Raw genomic sequence first — 25,053 nt, forward strand, 5'->3', positions numbered from 1 at the left:
CAAGGCGAAGGGTTCGGGGCGTCAGTCGAACAGCGAGGAGACCGACTGCTCTGTGGTGGTGCGCGCAATGGCTTCGCCGAGCAAGGTGGCCGTGGTGACGACGCGGATGTTGCGCGCTTCGCGGATCGCCTTGGTCGGCTCGATCGAGTCGGTGATCACCAACTCCTCGAGGCTGGAGGCGGCGATGCGCGCGACGGCACCCCCTGAAAGGACCCCGTGCGTAATATAGGCGCGAACGCCTTTGGCGCCCGCCGCCATCAAAGCATCGGCCGCGTTGCAGAGCGTGCCGCCGGAATCGATGATGTCGTCGATCAGGATGCAGTGCCGGTCCTTCACGTCGCCGATGATGTTCATCACCTCGGACTCGCCCGGCTTCTCGCGGCGCTTGTCGACGATGGCCAGCGGGGCGTCGAGACGCTTGGCCAGCGCACGGGCGCGCACCACGCCGCCGACATCGGGGGAGACGACCATGATGTGGTCGGTCTCCAGGTGTTCCTTGATGTCGCGTGCGAGCAGCGGCACGGCGAAGAGGTTGTCGGTCGGAATGTCGAAGAAGCCCTGGATCTGCCCGGCATGGAGATCCATGGTCATCACGCGGTCGGCGCCGGCGCGGGTGATGAGATTGGCGACGAGCTTGGCCGAGATCGGGGTGCGCCCGCCGGCCTTCCGATCCTGCCGGGCATAGCCGAAATAGGGCAGGACGGCGGTGATGCGGCGCGCCGAGGCGCGGCGCAACGCATCCATGATGATCAGGAGTTCCATCAGATGGTCGTTTGCCGGATAGGACGTCGACTGGATGACGAAGCAATCCTCGCCGCGCACGTTCTCCTGGATCTCGACGAAGATTTCCTGGTCGGCGAAGCGCCGGACCGAGGCCAACCCCAGGGGCAGTTCCAGATATCGGCCGATCTGCTCGGCGAGACTGCGGTTGGAGTTGCCGACAAAAAGTTTCATCGCTTGCCGCTTCGGTCCGTCGTCGAGGATGGAAAGGGGACCGTAAGGCACCCGTCGTGATGTGCGCGGCTCATAACAAGATGGTGGAAAGATTCAAGGTTGCGACGGCGCGAATCCTGTTTCGCGCCGTCGCGGCGTTGCTGTCTCAGCCGGTGAAGGCGAGTTCGACGGGCAGGCGGGACAGGGACTCCGGCGCGCCGTCCGTGGTCAGATAGGTCTGGCCGAGGCTCATGGCGGTTCCGCTGTCGGAGTCCATGATGATCATGTGCGCGAACAGCGTCATGTTCGGCCGGATCGGCTCGGCGTTGCCGGACACGAACATCTGCGGGTCCATCCAGGACGGGGCGAAGCGCGCGCCGACCGAATATCCGCAGGCGGCGAGGCGATGGCGAACGAGGTCGTGGTCTTCCATGACGCGGGCATGGGCGTCGAACACGTCGCCGAACGTGTTTCCCGGACGCATCGCATCCTCGACGGCACGCAGCGCCTGCGAGCCTGCCGCAAACAGCTCTTCATGCCGCATCAGCGGGCGGCCGACTACAAGGGTGCGCATCAGCGGCGCGTGGTACTGCGCCTTGACGCCAGACCATTCGATCGTCAGCTGGTCCTGCGCGGAAAGCTGTCGGCGCCCCGACTTGTAGCGGCACAGGAGCGCATCCGTGCCCGAGCCCAAGATGAACGGGTTGGCCGGGTAGTCGCCGCCCTTGCGCAGGATGTCGCCCTGGAGGGCGTGGAGAAGGTCGGCTTCGTCCGCGCCCTCGCGCAGGAGCGGCCACATCGCCTCGAACGCCTCGTCGCCGAGCCGCGCGGCCTCCTGGACATAGGCGATCTCGGCCTCGCTCTTGACGAGGCGGAGCGCAGGCACGAGGTCGGACGCGTCCTGCAGGCTCGCGAAGGAGCCGAGCTTTTCCTCGACCAGCCGCCCGTTGGCCGCCGTCAGTCCGTGGGTCGCCCATTCGACGCCGACGCGTGCGCCGAGCAGGCCCATGTCGTCCATGATATCGCGAAGCTCGATCGCCGGGTTGGCGCCGCCCCGGTCGCGCCAAAGAACAATCGTCTTGATATTGGATGTCGCCTGCGCCTGGCGAAGGTCGGCCGAGCGCGCCAGAAGGCGCATCTCGCCGTCGGCCTTCACGACGAGGCACTGGAAGAAGCAGAAGCCGAACGTGTCGAACCCGGTCAGCCAATAAAGCGAATCCTGAGCGAACAGGAGGAGAGCGTCGAGCTTGCGCTCGGCCATCTCGGCGCGCAGGCGCTCACGGCGGCGTTCGAACTCGTCGGGGGTGAAGTGAAGCATCCGGGCTCCGTTCGAGAATGTTCGCCGGCTCAGCCGAGCGCGATGGCGGAAAGCTGCCGTCCGTAGTCGGGTTCAGTGCGATGCGTGGTGCGGCGGAAGGAAAAGAACCGATCCTCCTGCGCATAGGTGCAATGGCCGACGAAGCGGGCGGAAAGCCCGAGGCCGATCAGCCGGTGCACGATATAGCCGGGCAAGTCGAACTGCCGCTTGTCGGCCGTCTGGCCGTCGGCGAAGAAGCGGGCGTTGTCGGCGCTCTCAGTGAGGAACGCGTCCAGCATCTCGGTGCCGACCTCGTAGTTCGGCTGCGTGATGCAGGGGCCGAGCACGGCCTGGATCGCCTCGCGCCGGGCGCCGAGCGCTTCCATCGCTTCCACCGTCCGATCGAGGACGCCGCCCGTCGCCCCGCGCCAGCCGGCATGGGCTGCCGCGACGACGCCGGCTTCAGCATCCGCGAACAGAACCGGGCCGCAATCGGCGGTGACGACGCCGACGGCCAGGCCGGGCGTTGCGGTCACCACGGCGTCGGCCTTCGGGCGCTCGCCCCCGAACGGTTCGGTGACGGTGACGACATCGGGCGAATGGGTCTGCCAGGGGGTGGCGAGTTCGGTGCTGCCCAGCCCGAGGAAGTGAACGGCGCGCCGCCGGTTCTCGCGAACGCTTTCCGGGTCGTCATGCGAGCCGACGCCGGCGTTCAGTCCGCGATAGATCCCGGACGAAACGCCGCCGGAGCGGGTGAAAAAGGCATGCGAGAGCCCGGAATGGACTGCCAGGCCAGGGTCCTGGACGACGTCGTTCGCGGCAAGATGGGATGCTGAGCGGAGGCGGGGATCGGACATGCCGGGAATCGTGGAGAAGAGGGTGCTTCGAGTCAATCGGACGGGTCGCACGGAAAAGGCGGGAGACGCAAAGGGGCGCTGGAGGCGGCGAAGACCTTGAAGAGGACGCCCATCTGTCCGGCCGCGTTGCCGGCGAGGCGATGAACGGCGGCCGAGATCGCGGCTTGCGCCGCCGCGTCCCCCTCGCGCCCAAGCCGTCCGGCTCGCTCCACGAGGCCCATCGCTAGAAGAAACTCGCCCTGGGTCGCCAGAGCGCGGTGGAGCCTGGGCACGCCGGCGAACAGCGCGCCCACGCGCTCGAAATCGACATGGCTCGTCAGGTCCGCTTCGCCCGGCCGCTCGAGAAGAGGCGCGTATTCGTGTCGGCGCAGGGCCTGGAGTGTGTCGCCAAAGCCGGTGCGGGTATGCCCGTAGTCGATCAGGAGTGCGGCGCCGCCGTTCGCTCCGATCCTTTCGGCGAGCGCGAGGCAAAGGGCGTCACGCTCCGGCGACCACTCGAAGATGTCCCCCCGGCGCGGCGCGGGCAGGCGCGCGAGTACTGCGGGCACCTGGCGCAGCGGCGGGCCTTCGGCGAGGGCGAGGCTATCCCCCTCCGTCACGACGGTTCGCTCGCGCCAGGCACCGTCGGCGAAGCGAAGCTGGCGGATGGCGACCGCATCCAGAAGCTCGTTGGCGACGAAGATCATGGGAAGCGCCTCCAGATCTTCCACGCGCCGACACCAGCGGATGGGCAGATCGAAGCGCGCCAGTCGTTGCCGCTGGATCTCGGTCAGCCGATCGCTGGTTTCCACGAGGCGGGTGCGGACGGCGCGCCCGAATGCCGGGTCGAATTGGCGAAAGCTGCGCAGCATGTCCGCCATCAGCGTGCCGCGTCCGGGTCCGACCTCGGCGAGAACGAAGGGCGAGGGACGCCCGAGGCCGTCCCAGGCGGCAAAGCACCAGGCAGCCAGGAGTTCGCCGAACATCTGGCTGATGTCCGGCGCGGTGGTGAAGTCGCCGTCCGCGCCGAACGGATCGCGCTTCGTGTAGTAACCTCCTTGAGCATCGAAGAGCGCGAGGTTCCAGAACCGGTCGAGGCGCATCGGGCCCCGTGTCGCGATCTCCGCCCGGATGCGGGCTAGGAGGTCGCTCACGCAGGCGTCGCCGGCTCGGACGCGCGCGGTGCGTAGGCGCGAGGTCTGGCCGAGGCCATCGCCCATAGGCCGATCGCCAGCATCGGCAGCGAAAGCACCATGCCCATGGTGAGCCAGCCCGTTCCCAGGAGATAGCCGAGCTGCGCGTCGGGCAGGCGAAAGAACTCCACGAAGATGCGGGCCGCGCCGTAGAGGAGGAGGAAGGCGCCGCCGACGAGGCGTGGGCGCCCAAGGGCCCCGAAATGGTGCGTCAGGATGCGCAGGAGGAGAAACAGGACGATGCCTTCCAGCCCTGCCTCGTAGAGCTGCGAAGGGTGTCGCGGCTCGGGGCCGGCCAGCGGAAAGGCCATCGCCCAGGGCACGTCCGAGGGGGCGCCCCACAGCTCGCCGTTGATGAAGTTGGCGATACGTCCGAAGAACAGGCCGAAGGGCACGGAAGCGGCGACGACATCGATCAGGCTGAACAGCGGCACCTTATGGGTCCGGCAGAACAGAGCCATCGCCACCACGACGCCGAGAAGACCGCCGTGGAACGACATGCCCCCTTCCCAGACGCGCAAGGCGGACAGCGGGTCGGCCGCGACGCGCTCGAAGTCGTAGAAGAAGATGGAGCCGAGCCGCCCGCCCGCCACGATGCCGATCGTGATCCAGACGATGAAGTCGTCGATATCGGCCTTGGTGATCGGCGACACGCCGTTCGGCCAAAGCCGGGCGCTGCCCACGAGATGGCGCCCGTAGAGCCAGCCGCACAGAATGCCCGCGACATAGGCGAGGCCGTACCAGCGAAGCGCGATCGGACCGATCTGCAGGAACACCGGGTCGATCGCGGGATAGGCGAGAACGCCGAGGAGGGCTGAGGCTGTCATGGCGTTCTCTTTGGCAGGGCTCGCGAGGGCACGTCGGACCTTCGAATGCGCCGGGGCGGGCGCCCGGGTCAAGCGGAAGGGCGCTCCATTGCCAAGGGGAAGCCGAGAGCCTACCTCCAGCGAAGCCTTTCCCCCCGCGATGGAGCGCACGATGACCGAACGAGGCCCGAACCGCATGCTGGACGAGTTCGCCCGCGTGATGACCGATGCCGCCGGGGCCGCCCAAGGCGTGCGCCGCGAGATGGAGACCGTGTTCCGGGCGCAGGGCGAGCGCCTGATCAACGGGCTCGACCTCGTGCAGCGCGAGGAGTTCGAAGCCGTGCGCGAGATGGCGACGCGCGCCCGCGTCGAGAACGAAGCGCTTAAGAAGCGCATTTCCGACCTCGAAGCCCGTCTCGGAACGGCCGGCTCCAACGGCCTCTGACGGCTTATCCACAGGCCATGCACAGGTTTCTCGAGGCCTGTCGTCGCCGTGTCGGATTCGGAAAGTCGTGAGCGCTGAATCGCTTAAGCATCGGGCGGGCGCCGGCGCGACACCGCGCCGCCCGCTCAAATCTTAAAAAGCCGTTTCCGCCCCTGGAAACCCGACTCCGCGTCGATACACTGATTCATAAGGGTGATTCGCCACGGCGGCGGTCTTCCGGGATGCGGAACAGGGGTCTTACGAGGAATTCGACCCCCGGCGGTGGAGCGTATGCGGCGCTTCCTCGACCCTGCATCCGATGCGGCTTGAGGAACGACAGATGCAACTCGGGGAATTGGAATTTCGGCGGCAGTCCCATCCGGTGGACGTGATCGAACTCGTCGCCTCCGACCACGACTGGTCGTTCGAGCGGCCCTGCGACGACGAGATCGCGGTGTCCGTGCGCGGCGACTGGACGGATTATTCGGTGTCCTTTTCCTGGATGGAGGCGTCCGAGGCGCTGCATCTGGGATGCGCCTTCACGCTGAAGGTTCCGGTCCGGCGGCAGGTCGAGGTGCTGCGCCTCCTGTCGCGGATCAACGAACAGCTCGTTCTTGGCCATTTCGACCTGTGGGCGGACGAAGGCGCGGTGATGTTCCGCCATGCGCTTCTTCTGTCGGGCGGCGTCCAGCCGACCAACCAGCAGGCCGAGCGGCTTCTCTCCGTCGCGCTGGAAGCCTGCGAGCGATACTATCAGGCTTTCCAGTTCGTCGTCTGGGCGGAAAAGAGCGTCGACGAAGCCATGGCCTATGCCGTGTTCGACACGGTCGGCAGCGCGTGAGCCGGATGGCGCCGGTCGGCCGGCTGCTTCTGGTCGGCGGCGGCAACATGGGCGGCGCGATGCTGGGCGGCTGGATCGAGCAGGGGCTCGATCCGCGCTCGGTGACGATCCTCGATCCGAACCCGTCGCCCGCCCTTGCCCCGCTTCTGGAGCAGGGCATCGGGCACGTGACGACGGCACCGGGCGAGGCGCAGGACGTGGTGATCCTTGCGGTGAAGCCGCAGATCATGGACGCGGCCCTGCCGCCGCTCCTGCCGGCCTTGAAGCCGGAAACGCTGGTGATCTCGGTCGCCGCCGGGCGAACCGTCGCCTTCGTCGAAGAGCGTCTCGGCGAGCGCGCTGTGGTGCGCGCCATGCCCAACACGCCGGCGCTGATCGGGCGCGGCATCACCGGTGCCTTTGCCAACGCGCGCGTCAGCGCCGGGCTGCGGCAGACGGCGGGCGATCTTCTGGGCGCCAGCGGGCCGGTGGAGTGGGTGGCGTCGGAGGACGATATCGACCGCGTCACCGCCGTGTCGGGCAGCGGCCCCGCCTATGTCTTCCTTCTGGCCGAGGCCTTGGCACAGGCCGGGGTCGAGGCGGGGCTAGAGCCCGAACTCGCCATGCGCCTTGCGCGCCACACGGTGGCCGGAGCCGGTGAGCTGATGATCCGCTCCGCGGACGAGCCGGCGCAGCTGCGGCGCAACGTGACCTCGCCCAGGGGCACCACGGAAGCCGCTCTCAGCGTATTGATGGCCGATGGCAGCCTCGCTGATCTGATGACACGCGCCGTGGAGGCCGCCCGCGCCCGTGCGGTCGAACTTTCCAAGGCTTGAGCCGATGACGAGCGATACCGCACCGGCCGACACGATCGGTTTCGACGACTTCCTGAAGGTGGATATCCGCGTCGGGACGATCGTCTCCGCCGAGCCCTTTCCCGAAGCGCGCAAGCCTGCGTTTCGTCTCGTCATCGATTTCGGACCCGAGATCGGACGCAAGAAGTCGTCGGCACAGATCACCGTTCGCCATTCGCTCGACGAGCTCGTGGGGCGGCAGGTGATGGCCGTGGTCAACTTCCCGGCGCGCCAGATCGGCCCGATGCGCTCCGAGGTGCTGACGCTGGGCTTTCCCGACGATGAGGGGAACGTGGTCCTCGCCGCTCTCAGCCAGCCCGTGCCGAACGGCGGCCGCCTCTTCTAGGGCTTTCGGTTCAGGCCGGCACGCGAACCATCGCCTTCAGTCCGCCCAGGGCGGATTCCGACAGGAGGATGTCGCCCCCATGGCTGCGCGCGATGTCGCGCGCGATGGCGAGGCCGAGGCCTGTGCCGCCGGCGTCGATGTTGCGCGCCTCGTCGAGCCGGAAGAAGGGCTTGAACACCTCCTCGCGCTGGTTCGCCTCGATGCCCGGCCCGTCGTCCTCGACCGAGACGCTGAGCCAGCGATCGTCGTGGCGCGCGAGAAGCCGCACCGCCTGCCCGTGGCGCATGGCGTTGGCGACAAGATTGTTGAGGCAGCGCGTGAACGCGTCCGGCCGAACGGTGACGAGCGGATCGCCGGCGATCTCGGTTTCGATCGTGCAGTTCTTCAACGCCGCTTCGCTCTCGAACCGTAGGAACAGGCGCTCCAGGTCGAGCTCGCCGACCTCCTCGCCGCCTTCCCCCTTGGCGAAGGCGAGGTAGCCTTCCAGCATGCGGCCCATCTCGTCGACGTCGTGTTCGAGTTCGCGCCGATCCTCGCCGTCTTCCAGAAGCACCAACTGCAGCCGGAAGCGCGTCAGAACAGTGCGAAGATCGTGGCTGACGCCGTTGAGCATCTGCGTGCGCTGCTCGATCTGACGCTCGATCCGGTCGCGCATCTGGATGAAGGCGAGCGACGCGCGCCGTACCTCGGAAGCGCCGCGAACGCGAAAGTCCGTCGGCATCGGCTGCCCGCGCCCGAACCCTTCCGCGGCCTGGGCGAGCTTCTGGATCGGACGGATCTGGTTGCGCAGGAACAGGATGGCGATCAGGATCAGCACCAGCGAGGTGCCCACCATCCAGACTAGGAAGATATGGCTGTTGGAGGCGTAGGCCGAGTTGCGCGGCGCGAAGATGCGCAGCATGTGGTCGGGCAACTGGATGCGAATTTCAACGATGCGCGATTCGCCCACCGTATCGATCCAGAATGGCCGGTTGATGCGCTGGGTGATCTCTTCCGACAGGATGCCGTCGAGAATGTTGAAGAAGGGCTTGGGCGCGGGGGCGGGAAGCGGTTCGCTCGGCAGGACGAGAACGTTCAGCCCCAGCCGGTCGCGTGCGATGCGGGTGACGTCCGAGAAGGTCGGATCGGCCGGATAGGTCTCGATCATGTCGATCACGGCCGCGATGTCCTGGACCACGGCGGCCGACAGTCGCTGCGTCACAGTCTGCCAGTGTCGCTCCATGAAGACGAAGGCGACCACGGACTGAAGCAGCACCATCGGCGCGATGATGATGATCAGCGAGCGGGCGTAAAGGCCTTTGGGCGTGCGCCGCGAGATGGCGCGCCGGATTCGCCGAAAGCCGGATCGGATCAGGGTCGGGAGCGGCGAACGGTCGGCCGGCTCGTCGCCGGCCAGCGGCGGCCCCAGCACGAGCTTTCCGCCCGGCGCGCGCGCTTCGTGGGTCTCAGTCGACATTCAGCCGGTAGCCGATGCCGCGAACCGTCTGGAGCCAGAGCGGGTTGGCGGGATCGCTCTCGATCTTGCGGCGAAGGCGGTTGATCTGGACGTCCACCGTCCGCTCGCCGACCTCGGCCTCGTTGGTGAGAAGGTCCTGGCGCGGGATCGTGTCGCCGGCCTTCTGGGCGAACTGGGCCATGATCTCCTGTTCGCGCTCGGTCAGACGGATGATCTCGACGCCCCGCTTCAGCTCCTTGCGCGACAGGGAAAAGGAGAACGGGCCGAAGCGCACGTGCTCGACCTTCTGGAGCGGCGCCGCGTTGCCGCGCTTCAAGATATTGTTGATGCGAAGGAGAAGCTCGCGCGGGTCGAAGGGCTTGGCGAGATAGTCGTCGGCGCCCGCCTCCAGCCCGAGGATCCGGTCGTCGGTTTCCGATCGCGCCGTCAGCATGAGGATCGGGATGTCGCGATGGGGCGAGATCGAGCGCACGAGGTCGAGCCCGCTTTCGCCCGGCATCATCACGTCGACGATCAGGAGATCGAACTCGAGCCCCTGGAGGATGCGGCGCGCCTCGGCCGCGTCGGCGGCCACCGACACGCGAAAGCGCCGCTCGCTGAGGAAACGCGACAGCAGGCTGCGGATGCGCCGGTCGTCGTCGATCACCAGGAGATGGGGCGCGTCGTCGAGCGATTCGATCGCCGGGGTCTCGTCCAGACTCATGTTCGCGGTGTTTCCTTTCCGATGCCCTTGCGGGAGAACCAGTCCCGCGTCGCCTTGCGGTCGGTGCCCATCTCGAGGAGAAAGTCGTTCACCAGGCGCGGATCGTCGAGGGCCGCGGCACGAAAGGCCGCATCGATCCGCCGCCCCTGCGCCTGGGACAGTTCAAGCGTGAGAGCGCGCCCTTTTCGTGTGGGATAGAGACGACGTTGCCGCCGGTCGTCGCTGCCCGGAACCTGGGCGATGAAGCCGTCGTCCATCAACTGTCTGAGAACGCGCGACAGGGACTGCTTGGTGATCTGCAGAAGTTCCAGGATCTCCGCGATCGTCATGCCCGGGTCACGGTTGACGAAGTGGAGGATGCGGTGGTGCGCCCGGCCGAACCCGTATCGCTCCAGGATGGAATCTGCGTCTCCGGTGAATTCGCGATAGGCGAAGAAGAACAGCTCGATCAGCCGGAAATCCAGCTCGCCCCGCGTCGGCAAAGGCTCCTCCACGATATCGGTGGAGTCCGGGGAGAGGGAGGCGTTCAAAAGCGAATCCATCGAATTAGGTCAGTAGTGTTGACGTATCTCGGTTCTATTGTTACACCCTTGCACACGGTCGGGAACAGGTGTCGAGGCGCCGTCCCGGTTTTGGAACCGCCGATTTTGAAGGCCCTTTCGAAGCTCCGCCGTAATTTCAGCCTATGATCGGCTCACCCAAGAGATGAGTATGGATCATGCCGCCGCAACCCGGGGCGGCTGGGAGGGTCAGGCGTATCGCCGGGTTCGATACGCACCGATGTCAGGAAAGGGCGCCCCTTCGGGCGCGATCACCAAGCGATGAGCAGCGTTCCCTTCGACCAAATGGACGGCCAGATCTGGTACAACGGCGAATTCGTGGCGTGGAAGGATGCCAAGGTTCACGTGCTGACGCACGGCCTGCATTATGCCAGCGCCGTATTCGAAGGTGAGCGCGCCTATGGCGGCGAGATCTTCAAGCTGCGCGAGCACACCGACCGCCTGATCGCGTCGGGCCGCGTCCTCGGTTTCGAAGTTCCCTACAGCGCGGACGAGATCGACGCCGCTTGCAACGAGCTTCTCCGTCGCCAGGGCTTTTCCGACGCCTATGTGCGGCCGATCGCGTGGCGCGGGTCGGAATCGATGGGCGTTTCGGCGCAGAAGAACCGGATCAACCTTGCCATCGCCATCTGGCAATGGCCGAGCTATTTCGATCCCGAGCAGCGCATGAAAGGCATTCGCCTGGATATGGCCGAGTATCGCCGGCCGGACCCGCGCACCGCCCCGTCCAAAGCCAAGGCGGCCGGTCTCTACATGATCTGCACGATCTCCAAGCACGCCGCGGAAGCCAAGGGCTACGCCGACGCCCTGATGCTCGATTGGCGCGGCCAAGTGGCGGAAGCCACCGGGGCCAACGTCTTCTTCGTCAAGGACGGCGTGATCCATACGCCCGATCCAGACTGCTTTCTCGACGGCATCACCCGCCGCACCGTGATCGAGCTCGCCAAGCGGCGCGGCTACGAGGTGCAGGTGCGCGCGATCCAGCCGGAGGAGATGGAAGGCTTCACCGAGTGCTTCCTCTGCGGCACCGCTGCCGAGGTGACGCCGGTCGCCGAGATCGGCCCTTATCGCTTCACGCCCGGCGACATCACGCGCCGGCTGGTGGAGGACTATGCCGCCGAAGTGCAGCCGAAGCGGATGGCGGCCGAGTAGCTTCCGTCCTCCGACTTCGAAATCTCCAAGGCCCGCTCCCGCAGCGGGCCTTTTTCGTTGGCTTGAGGCCGGTCGGACGCTACCTCCCTGCCGACCCCAACGATGGTTCCTTTCCATGACCCTTTCCGCCGAGATCGTTCCCGTCACCCCGTTCCAACAGAACTGCTGTCTTCTCTTCGACGACGGGGAGGGGCGTCCGGCGGTGGTGGTGGATCCCGGCGGCGACGTCGATCGCATTCTCGATACCGTTCGCGCCCGGAACCTGAACGTCGAAGCGATCTGGCTGACCCATGGCCATATCGACCATGCCGGCGGCGCGATGGATCTGAAGGATGCGCTCGGCGTCGAGATCGTCGGCCCGCACCGCGCCGATGCCATGCTGCTCGATCGGCTCGAGGATCAGGCGCGCATGTTCGGCCTGCCGGGCGCGGTGCGCAACTGCGTGCCCGACCGCTGGCTCGAGGACGGCGACACGCTTTCCCTCGGATCGCATGTCTTCCAGGTCATTCATGCACCGGGGCACGCGCCGGGGCATGTCGTGTTCTTCCAGCCCGAAGCCAAGTTCCTGCATGCCGGCGACGTTCTCTTCGCCGGCTCGATCGGTCGCACCGACCTGCCGGGCGGCGACGGAGCGCAATTGATCGCTACCATTCGCGACAAGATCCTGCCGCTCGGCGACGATGTGGGCTTCATCTGCGGCCATGGCCCCGGCAGCCGGCTCGGGGTCGAGCGGCGGACCAACCCGTTTCTGGTGTAGGGATCGGAGCCTCGGCCGGCGGACGCTCTCAGCGCTCGCCGGTGCAGAAGCGCCGCTTGCCCGCCTCGTCGAGATAGGTGCCGAGCGAAGCGTCAAAGGTCGGATAGCGCGCGACGCAGTCGCGCAGCCAATCGGGCGTCCAGGGTTCGAGGAACGAGAGCGCTTCCGGCCGGGGGGCGGGGACGACGGGCGAGGGCTCTTCCGCGACGGGGCCGGGTGCCTCGATCCGAGGTTCGGGCGCTCTCGCATCCGGGTCCGGCGCGAGGGCGGGGCGCTCGTCGGGATCGGGATAGACCGTGACGGCGCGCTCCTGCGCGCTCAAGGCAGCATAGGGCGTCTCGCTTAGTTCTGCTTGAGGACCCCGGTCGGACCCGGCCAAGCCGCGATAGTCCGGTGCGATGCGGATGATTCTGGCGGGACCGAGTTCCACGACATCCAGACCATCGGGACCGTAAGGGCGCCTGTCGAGGCGCGCCGACGCGATGTCGACGATCTTCGGGCCCGCCGGCACCGACGCACGAGCGCCTGGGAGCTCGGCCGCGCCCCCGCCTATGACGACGACGGAGGGCGAAACGGAAGCACCGGACGTGCCGTAATAGGAGTCGGCCTCGATCGCGCCCCCGAACGTCGAGACCTCGGTGACCGACCGGCTTGTGCCTCGGTAGCTTTGCCTTTCATGCCTGTTCGCGATGCGGTCGTGCCGCCGCGGCAAGCTCCTGGACCAATTGTTCGCTCGCACGTCGCTGACGGCGGGGCTGCCGTGGCCGAAACGATCCAGCCGGAACGCGGCATCCTCGTTGGCTAGGGCAGGCGAGGCAGCCAGCAAAGTGGCGAGCGCGAAAAGATGCGACTTCATGGGCGGCTCGCACTGTTCATCATTTGGTAACGATGTTGTGCAATGCGCCGCCCAAGTCAAACCGGCGAGGGCGAAGTCTTAAGACTTGGTAAACGCATCGAGGGCCCGGCGAACGATCCGCCGGGCCCTCGATCTGAAAGGTTGGTACGTTCGAGATGCTATTCCCGGACGCTTCCGACGTCGGGAAGTTTAGTCGGCCGCTTCGAGATTGACCGCCTTCGGGCCCTTGCCGCGCTTGTCGGGCTCGGTCTCGTAGGAGACCTTCTGGTTCTCGACGAGGCCGGACAGGCCGGACGCCTGAACCGCCGAGATATGGACGAAGATGTCCGCGCCGCCGTTGTCGGGCTTGATGAAGCCAAAGCCCTTCTCGGTATTGAAGAACTTGACCGTGCCGGTCTGTGCCATTGCAGGAACCCTTTTCCTTTAGGCTGTCGATGGACCCCTTTCGGGGATGGCAGGCAAGTCTTGATGCGAGGAAAGGGAACCGATACATCGCAGCCCGCTCGCGCAGACTACCCGGGAGATGCGCCCCCGATACGCAATTCGTCCATTACCCGAGTTCGCGAATTTGCCCGAACTAGAAAAGTGTGCAAGCACTCGCTTGACTTTGCAAGCGAAAGTTTCACCCGAACGATCCTCTCGGCTTTCGCATCTGCATTTGCCTCGTCTTGAGGCAGGTGAAGTGAAGATCGTGCGTTAGACTGACGATCCCTCAAGCGCCCGGATTTTGCCGCATCACGGCCGCTGCGCAGTCGAATTTTGCGATGCGACGCTTACGCGCAATCCCGTTCCCTTTTCCGGTCCCGTCGCGCAAAAAAGATCGGAACCATCGCTTTCCCAAAGGCTTCCCCTCCTGAACCCCCACGGGGAAATGGAAACAGGGAGACTGATAATGAAGCGCATTTTGATCGCTGCCGCCGCCTTGGGTTTTGCCGCCGCACCGGCTCTCGCGCAGTCGACCGACGGCGGTTCGACCGCTGGCGGCGCGACGGTGATGCCGGAAACCAACGCGACCGGCACGATGCAGTCGGGCGATAACATGGGTTCGGCCGCCACCACGGGCGACACGGCCGCCGCGCCGGCGACCGGCGCGATGGGCACCGACAACATGTCGACCAGCTCGACGACGCCGGAAGCGCCGATGGGCGCCGGCACGCCGACGCAGGGCATGGACTCGAACGCGGGTGCGGCTGCGAGCGGCACGACGCCTTCGGGCGGTATCGTTCCGGGGCAGACGCCGGAGTGAAAAGGCTTCGAGCCATTCAGGCTTGAGACCCAGCGCCGTCCCGCTCTTGCGGGGCGGCGTTTTCGTTAGGGGGATCGGAACGCACCCCGGCGTAGGGCATTACCTCCGTAACTCTTTTCGGGAATGACGATCATGATCCGGCTCACCGCTTCCGCCCTCCTTCTTGCTGCCGGCCTTGCGGGCGCGGCGAGCGCCCAGACGGTTTCCAACGACGACTTCAGCCGTCGCCCGGCGGCGGCGCGCGAGGCGAACGGGTTGCCGGGCGTGGGCCTGGATGCGGGGACGGCGGGGCGCGAGGGCGGCACGCGCGGCCCCGGCGGGTTGCAGAACGGGGTCGGTGCCTATGGCGTGATGACGCCGGACGCCTCGGGCGCGGCTGGCAACACGCTGAGCCGGGTGCCGGGCGCGGTGCCGGAAGGATCGGGCACGGGCTTCGGCATTCCGCTCGGCGGGCCGGCCGGTACGAACGGCTGAGCTCCCAAAAGGATGCATGCGAAGGCCCGCTCCGGCGGGCCTTTTTTGTTGCCAAGCCCTTGGAACGCGAGGATTATCGCGCCGTTTCCCCGGCAACGAAATCGAAGGCGCCGCGTGGGCCGAAGGGCCGGCGACAGGCCGCCGAGTGGCAAGGGTTCGACGATCATGAAGGAATGTTTGTTCGCGAGCGCCGGGCTGGCGCTGGTTCTCCTCGCCTTCCCGGCGCTCGCTGATTCGCGCGAGACGGGGGTGATCCTGTCGCCGCGCGAGCGGGCGCAGGTGGTGCGCCAGGTGGAGCTGCCCGATGGGCGCGTGGTGCTGCAGACGGAGAATTACGGTTTCCCGGCCTTCTACGGCGTCGGCGACGTGCGCGGCAAGGCATCGTCGATCCCGCTCGTGAACGGGCAGACGCCCTCGGTTCTCGGCTCGACGCCGTCGGGCGGTCTGGTTCCGGGGCAGACGCCGGAATAGGACCGGCCTCCCAACGCTGGACGCACGAAATCGGCCTGTGCCGCGTATCGCGGCCGGGCTTTTTGCTGGAGGAAAGTCTCAGGTGTCGCCCTTTTGATGGTGGGCGACGGGACGCCGGAGGCGAACCTCCGTGGGGTGTGTGTATGTGTGGTCCGCCTCCGGCGTCCCGCGCGGTGTTGGTCGGTTCCGGACCGGGGTGCGAAGCCGGCCCTGGCCGTTTGTCGAGGGTTACGCAGGGCATCTCGGCCTGTTGGGCGCTGCGGTTGTCACTCGCATCGCGTTCGAGACTGTCTCCGACGCCGTAGTTGTCCAAGAGCCGCTTCGTTTTGAGCAGCCAACCCTCATGTGCTCTTCAGGAACCGTCCGGGCCAGCGCATCCTCCGGCAGGATGCGTGTCGCGGACACCGCTCGCCAGCCCCTCCGAACGATCCCGGTGATCATTCGCGCCCATCCAGAACGGGCCGGCGATGACGGACAAGATAGAAGAGGCGGCAAGGGGCGGGGATAAGAGGGGGACGGATTTCGGTTCGGGCCCCGTGATGGCGCGCTGTTCAGCGCAGGTGCGACGAGGGCACGACGAGCGGGGTCGGGCGCGGCTCCGCGCCGCCCACGTGAAACCGCTTCGCATTTCGGGGGCGATGGCTTTAGGAAGCTCGGCATCGATCCCGATGGAAGGCATTCCCCGTTGTTTGCGACCCGTACCGTCCTCGCCGTTCTCGCCCTCGCCCTGCTGGCCGGATGCGCCGAGATCAACAAACCGATCACGCCGAACGATTCATGGCGCGAAAAGGCGACGCGCTCCACCAACGGGATGCCGTACTGACCCGGCGCAAACGGGCGACCGGGAGCCGGTCGCTCGCCAGGCGGGGGATGGCGTTCGCGGCCCCGCTCGGTGGCTCAAGGGATCCCCTGTCGGCTTGGTGGCTCCTCTGCCCCGACCCGCTGGCGATCGTCCCCTGTCGGTCCAGCACGGTGCAGGTTGGCGAAAAGCCATTCCGCTTGAACGAAAAGGATGCGTTCTAACGCCGTGTCGGGGGTGGGCCGGCGTCAGGTCCCCCCGCGAACCGCACCGGGCGGGGCGTCAACCATACGCCCGGCTGAATATCCGGTTCAGGAACCATTCAGGTGCCGGGGTGCTTTATCGCTTCATGCTTGGCCTTAGGAGTTTTGGCATGAAGAAGTCCCTGATCCTCGCCGTTGCCGGTACGCTTCTGGCGACCGCCCTCCCGGCGGCGGCGCAGTCCGTGCGCATCGACCGTGACGGCGGCGTCCACGTCGTGCGCGACCACGGCCGCCACCTGTCCCCGCGCGAGGTGCGCCGCATCGAGCGGCAGAAGCGCGAATGGCGCCGCGACCATGCCCGCCGCTACGAGCGCCACCTGAGCCCTCGCGAAGTCCGCCGCATCGAGCGCGAGCGCCGCATGGAGCGCGCGCATCGCCGGATGGAGCGCGAGCGCTACGGCTACTACCGCTGAACACCAGCGATGCTTCCGGCGCCACCGCGCCGTAGCGGGGAACGACAAGGGGGCGCGGGGACGAATGGTCCCGGCGCCCTTTTCGCATGAGAGGCCACGGTTCCGCCGCAGACCATAAGCGAAGATGAAGATCAGGTTCAGGAAACGTTCAGGCGCGGAAGCGTTTCATGAGGGACACGGCAACACATGGGAGCTTGTGACCCTGATGAAGAAGACCCTGATCCTCGCCCTTTCCGGTCTGTTTCTCGCCACTTCGATGCCGGCGATGGCGCAGACCTATCGCTCGGATGTCCGGCAGTATCGCCAGAACGAGCGGATCGATCGCGGCCATCACACCGGGCGCATCAGCCCGCGCGAAGCGGCGCGTCTCGACCGGCAGCAGCGGCGGATCGAACGCGTCGAGCGCCGGGCGCGCCATTACAACAACGGCCGCATCGACCCGCGCTCGGCCGAACAGATCCGGCGCATGCAGAACAAGGCGAACCGCGACATCCGCCGCGCCAACCGCTGGTAGGCGATCCCCTTCGCGCGGCCGAACCGGAGGGCGCGCGATGGCTGATGGCGCAAGGGGCGCCGACTTGCCGCCCTCGCGCCGCTTGCGCCTCCGTGCCGCCCCGGCCGCCGGTGCCCCGACCCTTCGCCGCCCCGCGCCCGGAACTTGCCCACGCGGGGCGTCTTCCCCTCCCAACGGTTTCGCATCGGAGTTTGAGACGATGAAAACGACGATCCTTCTCGGCCTGTCCGCGCTTCTCGCCCTCGGTTCGCTGCCGGCGGGGGCGCAGCCCTTCGCAAGGCTTGGCAATGCCGCGCCCGAGGGCGGCGCGGTGATCCGCGTCCAGTCCATTCAGGAGCAACTGAACCGACGCATCGAACTTCAGGTGCGCGAGAACGAACGGCGCGGCCTCACCAACTCACGCGCGATCCAGCGCGAACAGCGCCGCGACCGAGCGGATCGGCGCTGGGAGCGGCGTGAGCGGGAGCAGAGGCGTTGGGATCGGGAGGAGCGGCGGCGGGATCGTTGGGAGGATCGGCGTAGTTTGGGATCGTATTAGCGCTATCGAGTTAGCTTCTTCACTATCGGGCGTCTAACAGCCTTCGCATCATATCTTCCTATGCTGTAGTTTCTAGCGTAGGTTGCTAGCGACGAATGATTCGCAATGGCTGTAAAACATGTGGAATGTCGCAACACTTGATGGGAATCAAGTTTCCAAGATTTTGTCTATAAATGAAAATCAGTTCAATGATTTAAAAGATAAATCAAACGTTGCTAAATGTACTAAGACACTGAGTGCATTTGCTAATTCCGACGGCGGTGAACTTTTCGTCGGAATTCGAGATAGCCGCGAGTCTGACAGATTAAGCTATCTATTTCAAGACGAAGAAGAGGCTAACGGGATAATTCAGCAAGTATTCACTCTGTTTGCGGAGGGAGTCGAGTATGTGGATATTCAGTTTTTGGACATGGATGGTGCAGGTCTTTGCTTGCACATTGGCGTCCAGAAAACACCTTTCGTCGTCAAGAGTTCGGATGGAAAGATATTTAAGCGTATAAACGCCTCAGATCGTGAGCTCAAAACGCCTGCTGAGATAAGCAAGCTTGAATTGGAGAAGGGCATTCGATCGTATGAGGATGCCTCAGTAGATGCAACTGTCGACGAGATCCAAGGATCTGTGACCACCGCAACGTTCCTTGAAAACGTAGTCCCACATTCGAGTTTAGTCGATTTCTTAAAAAGAGAGAGGTTGATTACGGGGGATCGCCTTCGGCTTTGCTCATTGATACTGTTCGATGACAATCCACAGTCATTGGTTCCGCACTCTGCTGTCAAGGTATATAGATATAGAACGTTAGAAGGCGAGGGGAATCGAGAAGATCTGGAAGGTCAACCTCATACTATTGAGGGTCCTATATACGACCTTATATATGAAGCCGTTCGCTATACGAAGGAAAAAGTGGAGGAAATACCACTGTTGGGGGATAGCGGGTTTGTGAACGTTAAATATCCTCCTGAGGCTGTGCATGAAGTTATTTGCAACGCGGTATTACATCGAGATTACAGCATTAATGATTATGTCCATATAAGGATATTTGACAACCGTATTGAGGTCGAAAGCCCTGGTCGTCTTGCAGGCGCCGTTACAATCAAAAATATATTAAAGCAACGATATGCAAGGAATAAAAAAACAGTCAGGCTAGTTGCGAAGTTTCCTTCTCCTCCCAACAAGGATGTTGGGGAGGGGTTGAATACCGCATTTAAGTCAATGCAACAGTTGAATTTAGGCAGGCCAGACATTGAAGAGACTGAGTCTAGTGTAATAGTCAGGCTTCGGCATGAACCATTGGCGTCTAAGGAAAGTCTAATTAGATCTTATCTTCTAAATCAAGGAAAGATAAATAACAAGACCGCTAGAAGAGTATGTAACGTACAATCTGATAGTATTATTCGCAAGCTATTTAGGACGATGATATCCGCGGGCGAGTTGGAGAAAGTGCCGGGCACTAGAGGGACGGGCACACAATACCGTATTCCCACGGAGCCTAAGATATAAACGTTAGTAAATTCACCGACCCGGCCGCCCCGTCTTAGCCTTCCGCCGCCCACGCTTCTTCACATCGGCCGGATCCTCATAGCTCCCGATGCCGATCTTCTCGCGCCGGACCGGCTTGATGTCGTCGCCGGGTTTCGGGGGGAGGGGGCCGTCGTGGCGGGGCTTTTCGGTGCGGCCGACGGTCATCTCGTCCAGGGTGTTCTTGCGGAACAGGGGACGGTTGGGCGTCGCGGTGTCGGTGCCGGGGCCCATGTCGTCTAGGCTGGGCTTGGCGAAGTAGGAGGCGCCGTCGCCGCGATCGGAGCGCAGGCCCTGGGTCTCGCCGATGGCGGCGTGGCCGCGCTGCGAGACCGGCTTGATGCGCGCGGCGAGGGGTTCGCCGTTGGGGCCGAAGCGCGGGTTCTGGTGGTTGCCGCCCTTTCGGGATTTGCCGCCGCGTCCCTTCGAGCCGCCGCCGCCGTCCGAGAACATGTCGACGTCGAGATCCCGCGCCATCGGGTCGTCGGCGACGGCAAGCTCGGTCGCCTGGAGGCGCTTGATCTCGTCGCGCAGGCGCGCGGCCGTCTCGAAGTCGAGATCGGCGGCGGCATGGCGCATTTCCTTTTCCAGATGCTCCAGATGGCTCTTGAGGTTGTTGCCGACCATGGCGCCCTCGGCGACGAGCCCGCCGGTCGGCACGCGCACGTGGTCCTTCTCGTAGTAGCTGTCGAGAATGTCGGCGATCTTGGCCTTGACGGATTCCGGCGTGATGCCGTGTTCGAGGTTGTAGGCCTCCTGCTTGTCGCGGCGCCGGTTGGTTTCGGCGATGGCGCGCTCCATCGAGCCGGTCACGTTATCGGCGTAGAGGATGACCTTGCCGTCGACGTTTCGCGCGGCGCGCCCGATCGTCTGAATCAGCGAGGTTTCGGAACGCAGGAAGCCTTCCTTGTCGGCATCCAGAATGGCGACCAAGCCGCACTCCGGAATATCCAGGCCCTCTCGGAGGAGGTTGATGCCGACCAGCACGTCGAAGGCGCCGAGGCGCAGGTCGCGGATGATCTCGATGCGCTCCAGCGTGTCGATGTCCGAGTGCATGTAGCGCACGCGGATGCCCTGCTCGTGGAGATATTCGGTGAGGTCCTCGGCCATGCGCTTGGTCAGCACCGTGCACAGGACGCGGTAGCCCTTGGCGGCGACCTCGCGGATCTCGCCGAGGAGGTCGTCGACCTGGCTCTTGGCGGGGCGGATGTCGATCGGGGGATCGGTGAGGCCGGTCGGGCGGATCACCTGCTCGGCGAAGACGCCGCCCGATTCCTCCAGCTCCCACTTGCCGGGCGTCGCCGAGACCGCGACGGTCGGCGGGCGCATCGCGTTCCACTCCTCGAAGCGGAGCGGGCGGTTGTCCATGCAGGAGGGCAGGCGGAAGCCGTATTCGGCCAGCGTCGCCTTGCGGCGGAAGTCGCCCCGGTACATCGCGCCGATCTGCGGAATGGTGACGTGGCTCTCGTCGATGAAGACGAGGGCGTTGTCGGGCAGGTATTCGAAGAGCGTCGGCGGCGGGTGGCCGGGCTGGCGGCCGGTGAGATAGCGCGAATAGTTCTCGATGCCGTTGCACGAGCCCGTCGCCTCTATCATCTCGATGTCGAAGGTGACGCGCTGTTCGAGGCGCTGGGCTTCGAGGAGGCGGCCGGCCTTGTTGAGCTCGACGAGGCGCTGGCGCAGTTCCTCCTTGATCTGCCTGACCGCCTGCTGGAGGGTCGGGCGCGGGGTCACGTAGTGCGAATTGGCGTAGATCTTCACCGACTTGAGGTCGTCGGTCTTGGAGCCCGTCAGCGGGTCGAACTCGTGGATCGCCTCGATCTCGTCGCCGAAGAGCGAGATGCGCCAGGCGCGGTCCTCGAGGTGGGCGGGGAAGATTTCGATCGTGTCGCCCCGGACGCGGAAGGAGCCGCGGGTGAAGTCCATGTCGCGGCGCTTGTATTGCTGAGCGACGAGGTCGGCGAGAAGCTGGCGCTGGTCGAGCCGGTCGCCGACCGACATCTGGAACGTCATCGCGGTGTAGGTTTCGACCGAGCCGATACCGTAGATGCAGGAGACGGAGGCGACGATGATGACGTCGTCGCGCTCCAGAAGCGCGCGCGTCGCGGCGTGGCGCATGCGGTCGATCTGCTCGTTGATCGAAGATTCTTTCTCGATGAACGTGTCGGAGCGCGGGACGTAGGCTTCCGGCTGGTAGTAGTCGTAGTAGGAAACGAAATACTCCACCGCGTTGTCGGGAAAGAAGTTCTTGAACTCGCCGTAGAGCTGGGCGGCCAGCGTCTTGTTGGGCGCGAGGATCAGGGCGGGGCGCTGGGTGCGCTCGATGACGTTGGCGACCGTGAAGGTCTTGCCCGAACCGGTGACGCCGAGCAGCGTCTGCATCATGTCGCCATCGGACACGCCCGAGACGAGGTCCGCGATCGCGGTCGGCTGGTCGCCGCGCGGGGTGTAGTCGGAGGCGATACGGAACGCGTGGCCGCCTTCGGACTTCGACGGGCGCGCCGGGCGGTGGGGGATCCACAGCTCGCCGTCCTTGAACAAGGGATTGCCGCTGGCGATCAGGTCCTGCAGCGCCTGGACGGTGGCGGTGACGCCGCCCTCGGGCAGGGCGCCGGCGTCCTCGAGGCTGACGTCCATGCCCGATACGGGGTTGAGGCCGGCGCGCGCACGCTCGGCGGGGGAGGTGGCGACGCCCATGGAGGTGCCGCGCGAGGTCTTGCCGGGTTTCGACTTGGGCGCGTCCGCCGGAGCGGCGGGCTTCTTCGCCTTCTTCGCGGGGGCGGCGGCCTTGCGCTCGGCCTCCTCCTCCAGACCTTGAGCGATCTGGTCGGCCCAGCCGGACAGGGGGCCGGTCAGCGGCAGGCCCTCGAACTCGGCCTGCGGCGCCTCGCTGAGCCCCGGATGCAGACGCTCGGAGGCGTCGGAATAATCGAGGATAGGGGAGCGCTTGGGGGACTTCTTGGGATCGGCCATGGGGCGGAATATGGGCCGGCTTCCGGGCGGAATAAAGGGGGAACGAAGGGCAGCTCGGCGCGATGAATCGAACTTTCCGATTCGCGTTCATCATTCGCTTACCAAGTCGCGCCCATACTCCCATTCATCCGCTCGAGTTTCGCGGAGATGGAAGGCCAGCCGGATGGTGTTGCGTAAAACCGGATGGCGCATCGTCACGCTCGCCGTCGCCGTGTATGCGGCGGCGAGCGCCGAACGCCCGGGCCGCGCGATGGACTTCAAGCCCACGCCGCCCGCCGACATTCCCAACGTATCCCCGCTTCCCGTCGCGCGCGACCCGCAGACAGGCGCGCGCCTCGTCTGGGGCGGACCCGTGCCGCCGGCGGCCGTGGGCCGCGAGCCGGCCTATGCGCCAAGCGCGGTGCCCGAGCCCGTCTATTCTCCGCCCGAACCGCCGGCCGAGCGTGGCCCCGGCGACTACGGGCGAACCTATCCCGTTCAGGAAGCCACGCTTCCGCCCCCGTCCGCGCCCGACATCGTCGACGACGGCGGAGCGCTGCCGGACAACGAGTTCGACCCTTGGGAAGGGCTGACGGAGCCGGAGGTCGACGTGCCCGAGCCTCCCGCGCGCCGTGCGCCCGGGAACCGCGAGGCCGTGCCGAGCTGGGCCTCGCTCGGCGGCGACCGGCAGCCGGCGCCCGTCGCCCGCCCGCCGCGCGGCGCGCTGGAGCGCGAAACGCCCGGCGGCTACCGCCCGATGGCCCAATCCGAGGCGATGTGCCGGCGCGAGTTGAGGAAGCTCGGCGTGCGCTTCACCGACCTGTCCACCGTGTCCTCCGGGCGCTTCTGCGGCATCGACAACCCGGTTCGTGTGACGGAAGCGGTGAAGGGCATCGCCATGTCGCCGCCCGCGACGCTGAACTGCGCGACGGCGCTGCGCGTCGCCCGCTGGCTGCAGGGCGACGTGAAGCCGGCCGCGCGCTGGAAGCTGTGGAAGAGCCCGACGGCGCTGATCAACCTGTCCTCCTATCGCTGCTCGCGCATCGCGGGATCGCGCACGATCTCCGAGCATGCCGGCGGCAACGCGCTGGATGTCGGCGGCTTCCGCTTCGCGGACGGCTCGGTGGTGAAGGTGGAGCCGAAGGGCGCCTTCTCATGGCGCGAGAAGCCGTTCCAGAACGAGATCCGGCGTGCCAGCTGCCGCCATTTCGGCACGGTGCTGGGGCCGGGTTACAACCGCGCCCATGCCGACCACCTTCATCTCGATACGAAGGCGAGGCTGCGCCCGGTGTGCAAGTGAGCGCTTCAGCCAAAGATGCGGGCGCGGGGTGGGCAACGGATCGGCGGCATCCACATTGATGCCCATTGCGGAATCCATCCGCATGCCGAGCGACAGGACGACAAATCCATGTTGAGACCCTTGACCCTTGCGGCCGTGCTTCTGGCCGCCGCGGCGCCGATGGCGCACGCCCAGGACTCCTACGACGACAATGGCGGCGATCGCTACGAGCGCCAGGCCGAAACCGACGGAGCGAACGACGACCGTCCGCCGCCGCCGGAGCGCGACGTGCGGCGCGGCGACCGCTGGGCGCAGGAACGCTACGACGACAGGGGACCGCGCGACGAAGCGCGCGCTGACGAGCGCAAGCCGGACCGCGACCGCGAAGCGCGCCGCGACGACGACCGAGGCCCGCGTCCCGGCGGCTGGCGCCGGGGTGGCCCGGGGCTGCATCGCGGACCGCCGCCCCCGCCGCCGCCGCGCGCCGGCTTCGAGATCCGTCTCGGCCCGGGGCAGAGCATCCGCGTGGACTGCGGCGACGAAGACATCGCGCAATGCGTGGATGCGGCGAAGCCGATCATCGACGCGGCCCGCGATCTCGCGCGCGGCGAACCGGGCCGTCAGGTTCCCCCGCCGCCGGCCGATCTCGTGAAGCCGGCCGACGCGCCGCCGCCGCCAGCCGGGGATGCGCCGCCGCCGCCGGCGAACTGAGCAGGTGGGCGCCCTTCTCTTCCGGGAGGGCGCCCACATAGGTCCGGTTGGCACCGGTTCGCCGGCCCTCCTTAAATCTTCGGGCCGTTCTCATTCCTCGCAGGCGATGGCCGAACAGGCTCCGTTTCGAGCGACCTCATACCTGCTCGGTGCGATCGGGCTCGGGCAGCACCGGCTTTGGCCGACCCTCCCCATCCAGCGCCACCATCACGAAGGTTCCTTCCGTTACCAGTTCGCGCTCGCGGCTGAGATAACGCGCGGCCCAGGCCTCCACGTGGATGGTGATCGAGGTCCGGCCGACCTTTTCGATTTGCGCATGGACGATCAGCGTGTCGCCGATCTTGACGGGTTTGCGGAACACCAGAGTATGCACCGCCGCGGTGACGACGCGCCCGCCGGCGCGCTCGGCGCCGCGCACACCGGCGGCCAAATCCATCTGCGACATGACCCATCCGCCGAAGATGTCGCCGGCCGCGTTGCTGTCGGCCGGCATGGCCTGAACGCGGATCACGAGGTCGCCGCTCGGCTGGTTATCCGTCAGATCGCTCACAGTGAAGCTCCAAGTCTTTCCGTATCGGTCGTTCGTCGGGTGCGCTCGGCGGTCCGCCCGACCATCGACCCCGCCAACCGGCGCGCAAAGAGCATGGCGGAGGGTGTGCTGCCAACCCCGACGCATCGCAGCGACGCGCCGTTCCGGAGGTCGGCTTCCTCAAGCGGATCAAGAGCCCCTTAGCTTGATCGACCGGCCTCAAGCCAGGAAGGGGAACGGGCGTGGCCTATGTCGGCTGACCCGTTCCGCCAGGGCGTTGCGCTCAGTTCTTCGTGACGGACTTACGGGGGAACCGAGGGGAGCCTGCGTCATTCTGTCAGCATGGAACGGCGGC

Annotated in this window: 28 protein-coding genes; 16 read left to right on the forward strand and 12 right to left on the reverse strand. The window is 65.9% G+C overall.

What is annotated here, in order from left to right; all coding sequences use genetic code 11:
• Positions 1-21: 21 nt before the first annotated feature.
• The 5 genes from H7A85_RS08475 to lgt all read right to left on the reverse strand — a co-directional run bounded on the left by H7A85_RS08475 (position 22) and on the right by lgt (position 5,086).
• A complete protein-coding gene (locus H7A85_RS08475; RefSeq protein WP_182085478.1) occupies positions 22-954 on the reverse strand; it encodes a ribose-phosphate pyrophosphokinase in 933 nt (310 codons plus the stop codon).
• A gap of 145 nt (positions 955-1,099) precedes the next feature.
• On the reverse strand, positions 1,100-2,251 hold the full coding sequence (locus tag H7A85_RS08480; protein ID WP_182085479.1) for a Xaa-Pro peptidase family protein: 1,152 nt from the start codon (positions 2,249-2,251) through the stop codon (positions 1,100-1,102).
• Between the two features lie 29 nt (positions 2,252-2,280).
• The gene (gene pgeF, locus H7A85_RS08485; RefSeq protein WP_182085480.1) at positions 2,281-3,087 is read right to left on the reverse strand and encodes a peptidoglycan editing factor PgeF; all 807 of its coding nucleotides are present in this window, start codon (positions 3,085-3,087) and stop codon (positions 2,281-2,283) included.
• Positions 3,088-3,119: 32 nt separating this feature from the next.
• Positions 3,120-4,220 (reverse strand): SAM-dependent methyltransferase, encoded by a 1,101-nt coding sequence (locus H7A85_RS08490; protein ID WP_244631038.1) that lies wholly within the window; start codon positions 4,218-4,220, stop codon positions 3,120-3,122.
• Positions 4,217-5,086: a prolipoprotein diacylglyceryl transferase gene (gene lgt / locus H7A85_RS08495; RefSeq protein ID WP_182085482.1), complete on the reverse strand. Its 870-nt coding sequence runs from the start codon at positions 5,084-5,086 to the stop codon at positions 4,217-4,219. The genes H7A85_RS08490 and lgt overlap by 4 nt, the downstream gene beginning before the upstream one ends.
• A 151-nt stretch (positions 5,087-5,237) precedes the next feature.
• Here lgt and H7A85_RS08500 point away from each other — a divergent pair, with 151 nt between their 5' ends.
• The 4 genes from H7A85_RS08500 to H7A85_RS08510 all read left to right on the forward strand — a co-directional run bounded on the left by H7A85_RS08500 (position 5,238) and on the right by H7A85_RS08510 (position 7,509).
• Positions 5,238-5,510 carry an accessory factor UbiK family protein gene (locus tag H7A85_RS08500; protein WP_182085483.1) on the forward strand — a complete coding sequence of 91 codons (273 nt, stop codon included), beginning with the start codon at positions 5,238-5,240 and terminating at the stop codon, positions 5,508-5,510.
• Between the two features lie 319 nt (positions 5,511-5,829).
• A complete protein-coding gene (locus H7A85_RS20720; protein WP_210270232.1) occupies positions 5,830-6,330 on the forward strand; it encodes a YbjN domain-containing protein in 501 nt (166 codons plus the stop codon).
• A 5-nt stretch (positions 6,331-6,335) separates the two neighbouring features.
• Positions 6,336-7,145, forward strand: coding sequence for a pyrroline-5-carboxylate reductase (gene proC / locus H7A85_RS08505; RefSeq protein ID WP_210270236.1), 810 nt, complete (start codon positions 6,336-6,338; stop codon positions 7,143-7,145).
• A 4-nt stretch (positions 7,146-7,149) separates the two neighbouring features.
• Complete coding sequence (locus H7A85_RS08510; protein WP_182085485.1) at positions 7,150-7,509, forward strand: tRNA-binding protein; 360 nt, start codon at positions 7,150-7,152, stop codon at positions 7,507-7,509.
• A gap of 10 nt (positions 7,510-7,519) precedes the next feature.
• Here the strand turns inward: H7A85_RS08510 and H7A85_RS08515 are convergent, their stop codons facing one another.
• The 3 genes from H7A85_RS08515 to H7A85_RS08525 form a co-directional block, all read right to left on the reverse strand.
• Positions 7,520-8,860 (reverse strand): ATP-binding protein, encoded by a 1,341-nt coding sequence (locus H7A85_RS08515; RefSeq protein WP_182085553.1) that lies wholly within the window; start codon positions 8,858-8,860, stop codon positions 7,520-7,522.
• A gap of 94 nt (positions 8,861-8,954) precedes the next feature.
• Positions 8,955-9,668, reverse strand: coding sequence for a response regulator (locus H7A85_RS08520; protein WP_182085486.1), 714 nt, complete (start codon positions 9,666-9,668; stop codon positions 8,955-8,957).
• The gene (locus H7A85_RS08525) at positions 9,665-10,210 is read right to left on the reverse strand and encodes a MarR family transcriptional regulator (RefSeq protein WP_182085487.1); all 546 of its coding nucleotides are present in this window, start codon (positions 10,208-10,210) and stop codon (positions 9,665-9,667) included. Before H7A85_RS08525 ends, H7A85_RS08520 begins: the two co-directional genes overlap by 4 nt.
• A 279-nt stretch (positions 10,211-10,489) precedes the next feature.
• Between H7A85_RS08525 and H7A85_RS08530 the strand changes: the two genes are divergently transcribed.
• Both H7A85_RS08530 and H7A85_RS08535 read left to right on the forward strand, forming a co-directional pair.
• Positions 10,490-11,380, forward strand: a complete 891-nt coding sequence (locus H7A85_RS08530) for a branched-chain amino acid aminotransferase (RefSeq protein ID WP_182085488.1) — start codon at positions 10,490-10,492, stop codon at positions 11,378-11,380.
• A 115-nt stretch (positions 11,381-11,495) separates the two neighbouring features.
• A complete protein-coding gene (locus H7A85_RS08535; protein WP_182085489.1) occupies positions 11,496-12,137 on the forward strand; it encodes an MBL fold metallo-hydrolase in 642 nt (213 codons plus the stop codon).
• Between the two features lie 28 nt (positions 12,138-12,165).
• On the opposite strand, the gene H7A85_RS08540 is transcribed toward H7A85_RS08535, so the two are convergent.
• Entirely contained in the window at positions 12,166-12,993 is an 828-nt protein-coding gene (locus H7A85_RS08540) for a BA14K family protein (RefSeq protein ID WP_182085490.1), read from the reverse strand.
• Between the two features lie 189 nt (positions 12,994-13,182).
• Positions 13,183-13,398, reverse strand: coding sequence for a cold-shock protein (locus H7A85_RS08545; RefSeq protein ID WP_182085491.1), 216 nt, complete (start codon positions 13,396-13,398; stop codon positions 13,183-13,185).
• A gap of 487 nt (positions 13,399-13,885) precedes the next feature.
• Between H7A85_RS08545 and H7A85_RS08550 the strand changes: the two genes are divergently transcribed.
• The 8 genes from H7A85_RS08550 (at position 13,886) to H7A85_RS08585 (ending at position 19,209) form a co-directional block, all read left to right on the forward strand.
• Positions 13,886-14,239, forward strand: coding sequence for a hypothetical protein (locus tag H7A85_RS08550; RefSeq protein ID WP_182085492.1), 354 nt, complete (start codon positions 13,886-13,888; stop codon positions 14,237-14,239).
• Positions 14,240-14,371: 132 nt separating this feature from the next.
• The gene (locus H7A85_RS08555) at positions 14,372-14,713 is read left to right on the forward strand and encodes a hypothetical protein (RefSeq protein ID WP_182085493.1); all 342 of its coding nucleotides are present in this window, start codon (positions 14,372-14,374) and stop codon (positions 14,711-14,713) included.
• Between the two features lie 165 nt (positions 14,714-14,878).
• On the forward strand, positions 14,879-15,184 hold the full coding sequence (locus tag H7A85_RS08560) for a hypothetical protein (protein ID WP_182085494.1): 306 nt from the start codon (positions 14,879-14,881) through the stop codon (positions 15,182-15,184).
• Positions 15,185-15,869: 685 nt separating this feature from the next.
• Positions 15,870-16,007 (forward strand): hypothetical protein, encoded by a 138-nt coding sequence (locus H7A85_RS08565; RefSeq protein WP_182085495.1) that lies wholly within the window; start codon positions 15,870-15,872, stop codon positions 16,005-16,007.
• Between the two features lie 349 nt (positions 16,008-16,356).
• Positions 16,357-16,659: a hypothetical protein gene (locus H7A85_RS08570; RefSeq protein ID WP_182085496.1), complete on the forward strand. Its 303-nt coding sequence runs from the start codon at positions 16,357-16,359 to the stop codon at positions 16,657-16,659.
• A gap of 205 nt (positions 16,660-16,864) precedes the next feature.
• Positions 16,865-17,173 (forward strand): hypothetical protein, encoded by a 309-nt coding sequence (locus H7A85_RS08575; RefSeq protein WP_182085497.1) that lies wholly within the window; start codon positions 16,865-16,867, stop codon positions 17,171-17,173.
• A 199-nt stretch (positions 17,174-17,372) separates the two neighbouring features.
• A complete protein-coding gene (locus H7A85_RS08580; protein WP_182085498.1) occupies positions 17,373-17,711 on the forward strand; it encodes a hypothetical protein in 339 nt (112 codons plus the stop codon).
• A gap of 118 nt (positions 17,712-17,829) precedes the next feature.
• The gene (locus tag H7A85_RS08585) at positions 17,830-19,209 is read left to right on the forward strand and encodes an ATP-binding protein (RefSeq protein ID WP_182085499.1); all 1,380 of its coding nucleotides are present in this window, start codon (positions 17,830-17,832) and stop codon (positions 19,207-19,209) included.
• 12 nt (positions 19,210-19,221) lie between these two features.
• Here the strand turns inward: H7A85_RS08585 and uvrB are convergent, their stop codons facing one another.
• A complete protein-coding gene (gene uvrB, locus H7A85_RS08590; protein ID WP_182085500.1) occupies positions 19,222-22,200 on the reverse strand; it encodes an excinuclease ABC subunit UvrB in 2,979 nt (992 codons plus the stop codon).
• A 163-nt stretch (positions 22,201-22,363) separates the two neighbouring features.
• Between uvrB and H7A85_RS20815 the strand changes: the two genes are divergently transcribed.
• Both H7A85_RS20815 and H7A85_RS08600 read left to right on the forward strand, forming a co-directional pair.
• Positions 22,364-23,479 (forward strand): extensin family protein, encoded by a 1,116-nt coding sequence (locus tag H7A85_RS20815; RefSeq protein ID WP_244631039.1) that lies wholly within the window; start codon positions 22,364-22,366, stop codon positions 23,477-23,479.
• Positions 23,480-23,587: 108 nt separating this feature from the next.
• A complete protein-coding gene (locus tag H7A85_RS08600) occupies positions 23,588-24,169 on the forward strand; it encodes a hypothetical protein (protein ID WP_182085501.1) in 582 nt (193 codons plus the stop codon).
• A gap of 136 nt (positions 24,170-24,305) precedes the next feature.
• Here H7A85_RS08600 and H7A85_RS08605 read toward each other — a convergent pair whose 3' ends face one another.
• Positions 24,306-24,662 carry an acyl-CoA thioesterase gene (locus H7A85_RS08605; RefSeq protein ID WP_244631053.1) on the reverse strand — a complete coding sequence of 119 codons (357 nt, stop codon included), beginning with the start codon at positions 24,660-24,662 and terminating at the stop codon, positions 24,306-24,308.
• Positions 24,663-25,053 lie beyond the last annotated feature (391 nt).

It is taken from the genome of Aureimonas sp. ME7 (assembly GCF_903970965.1).
In the GTDB taxonomy this organism is placed as follows: Bacteria; Pseudomonadota; Alphaproteobacteria; order Rhizobiales; family Rhizobiaceae; genus Aureimonas.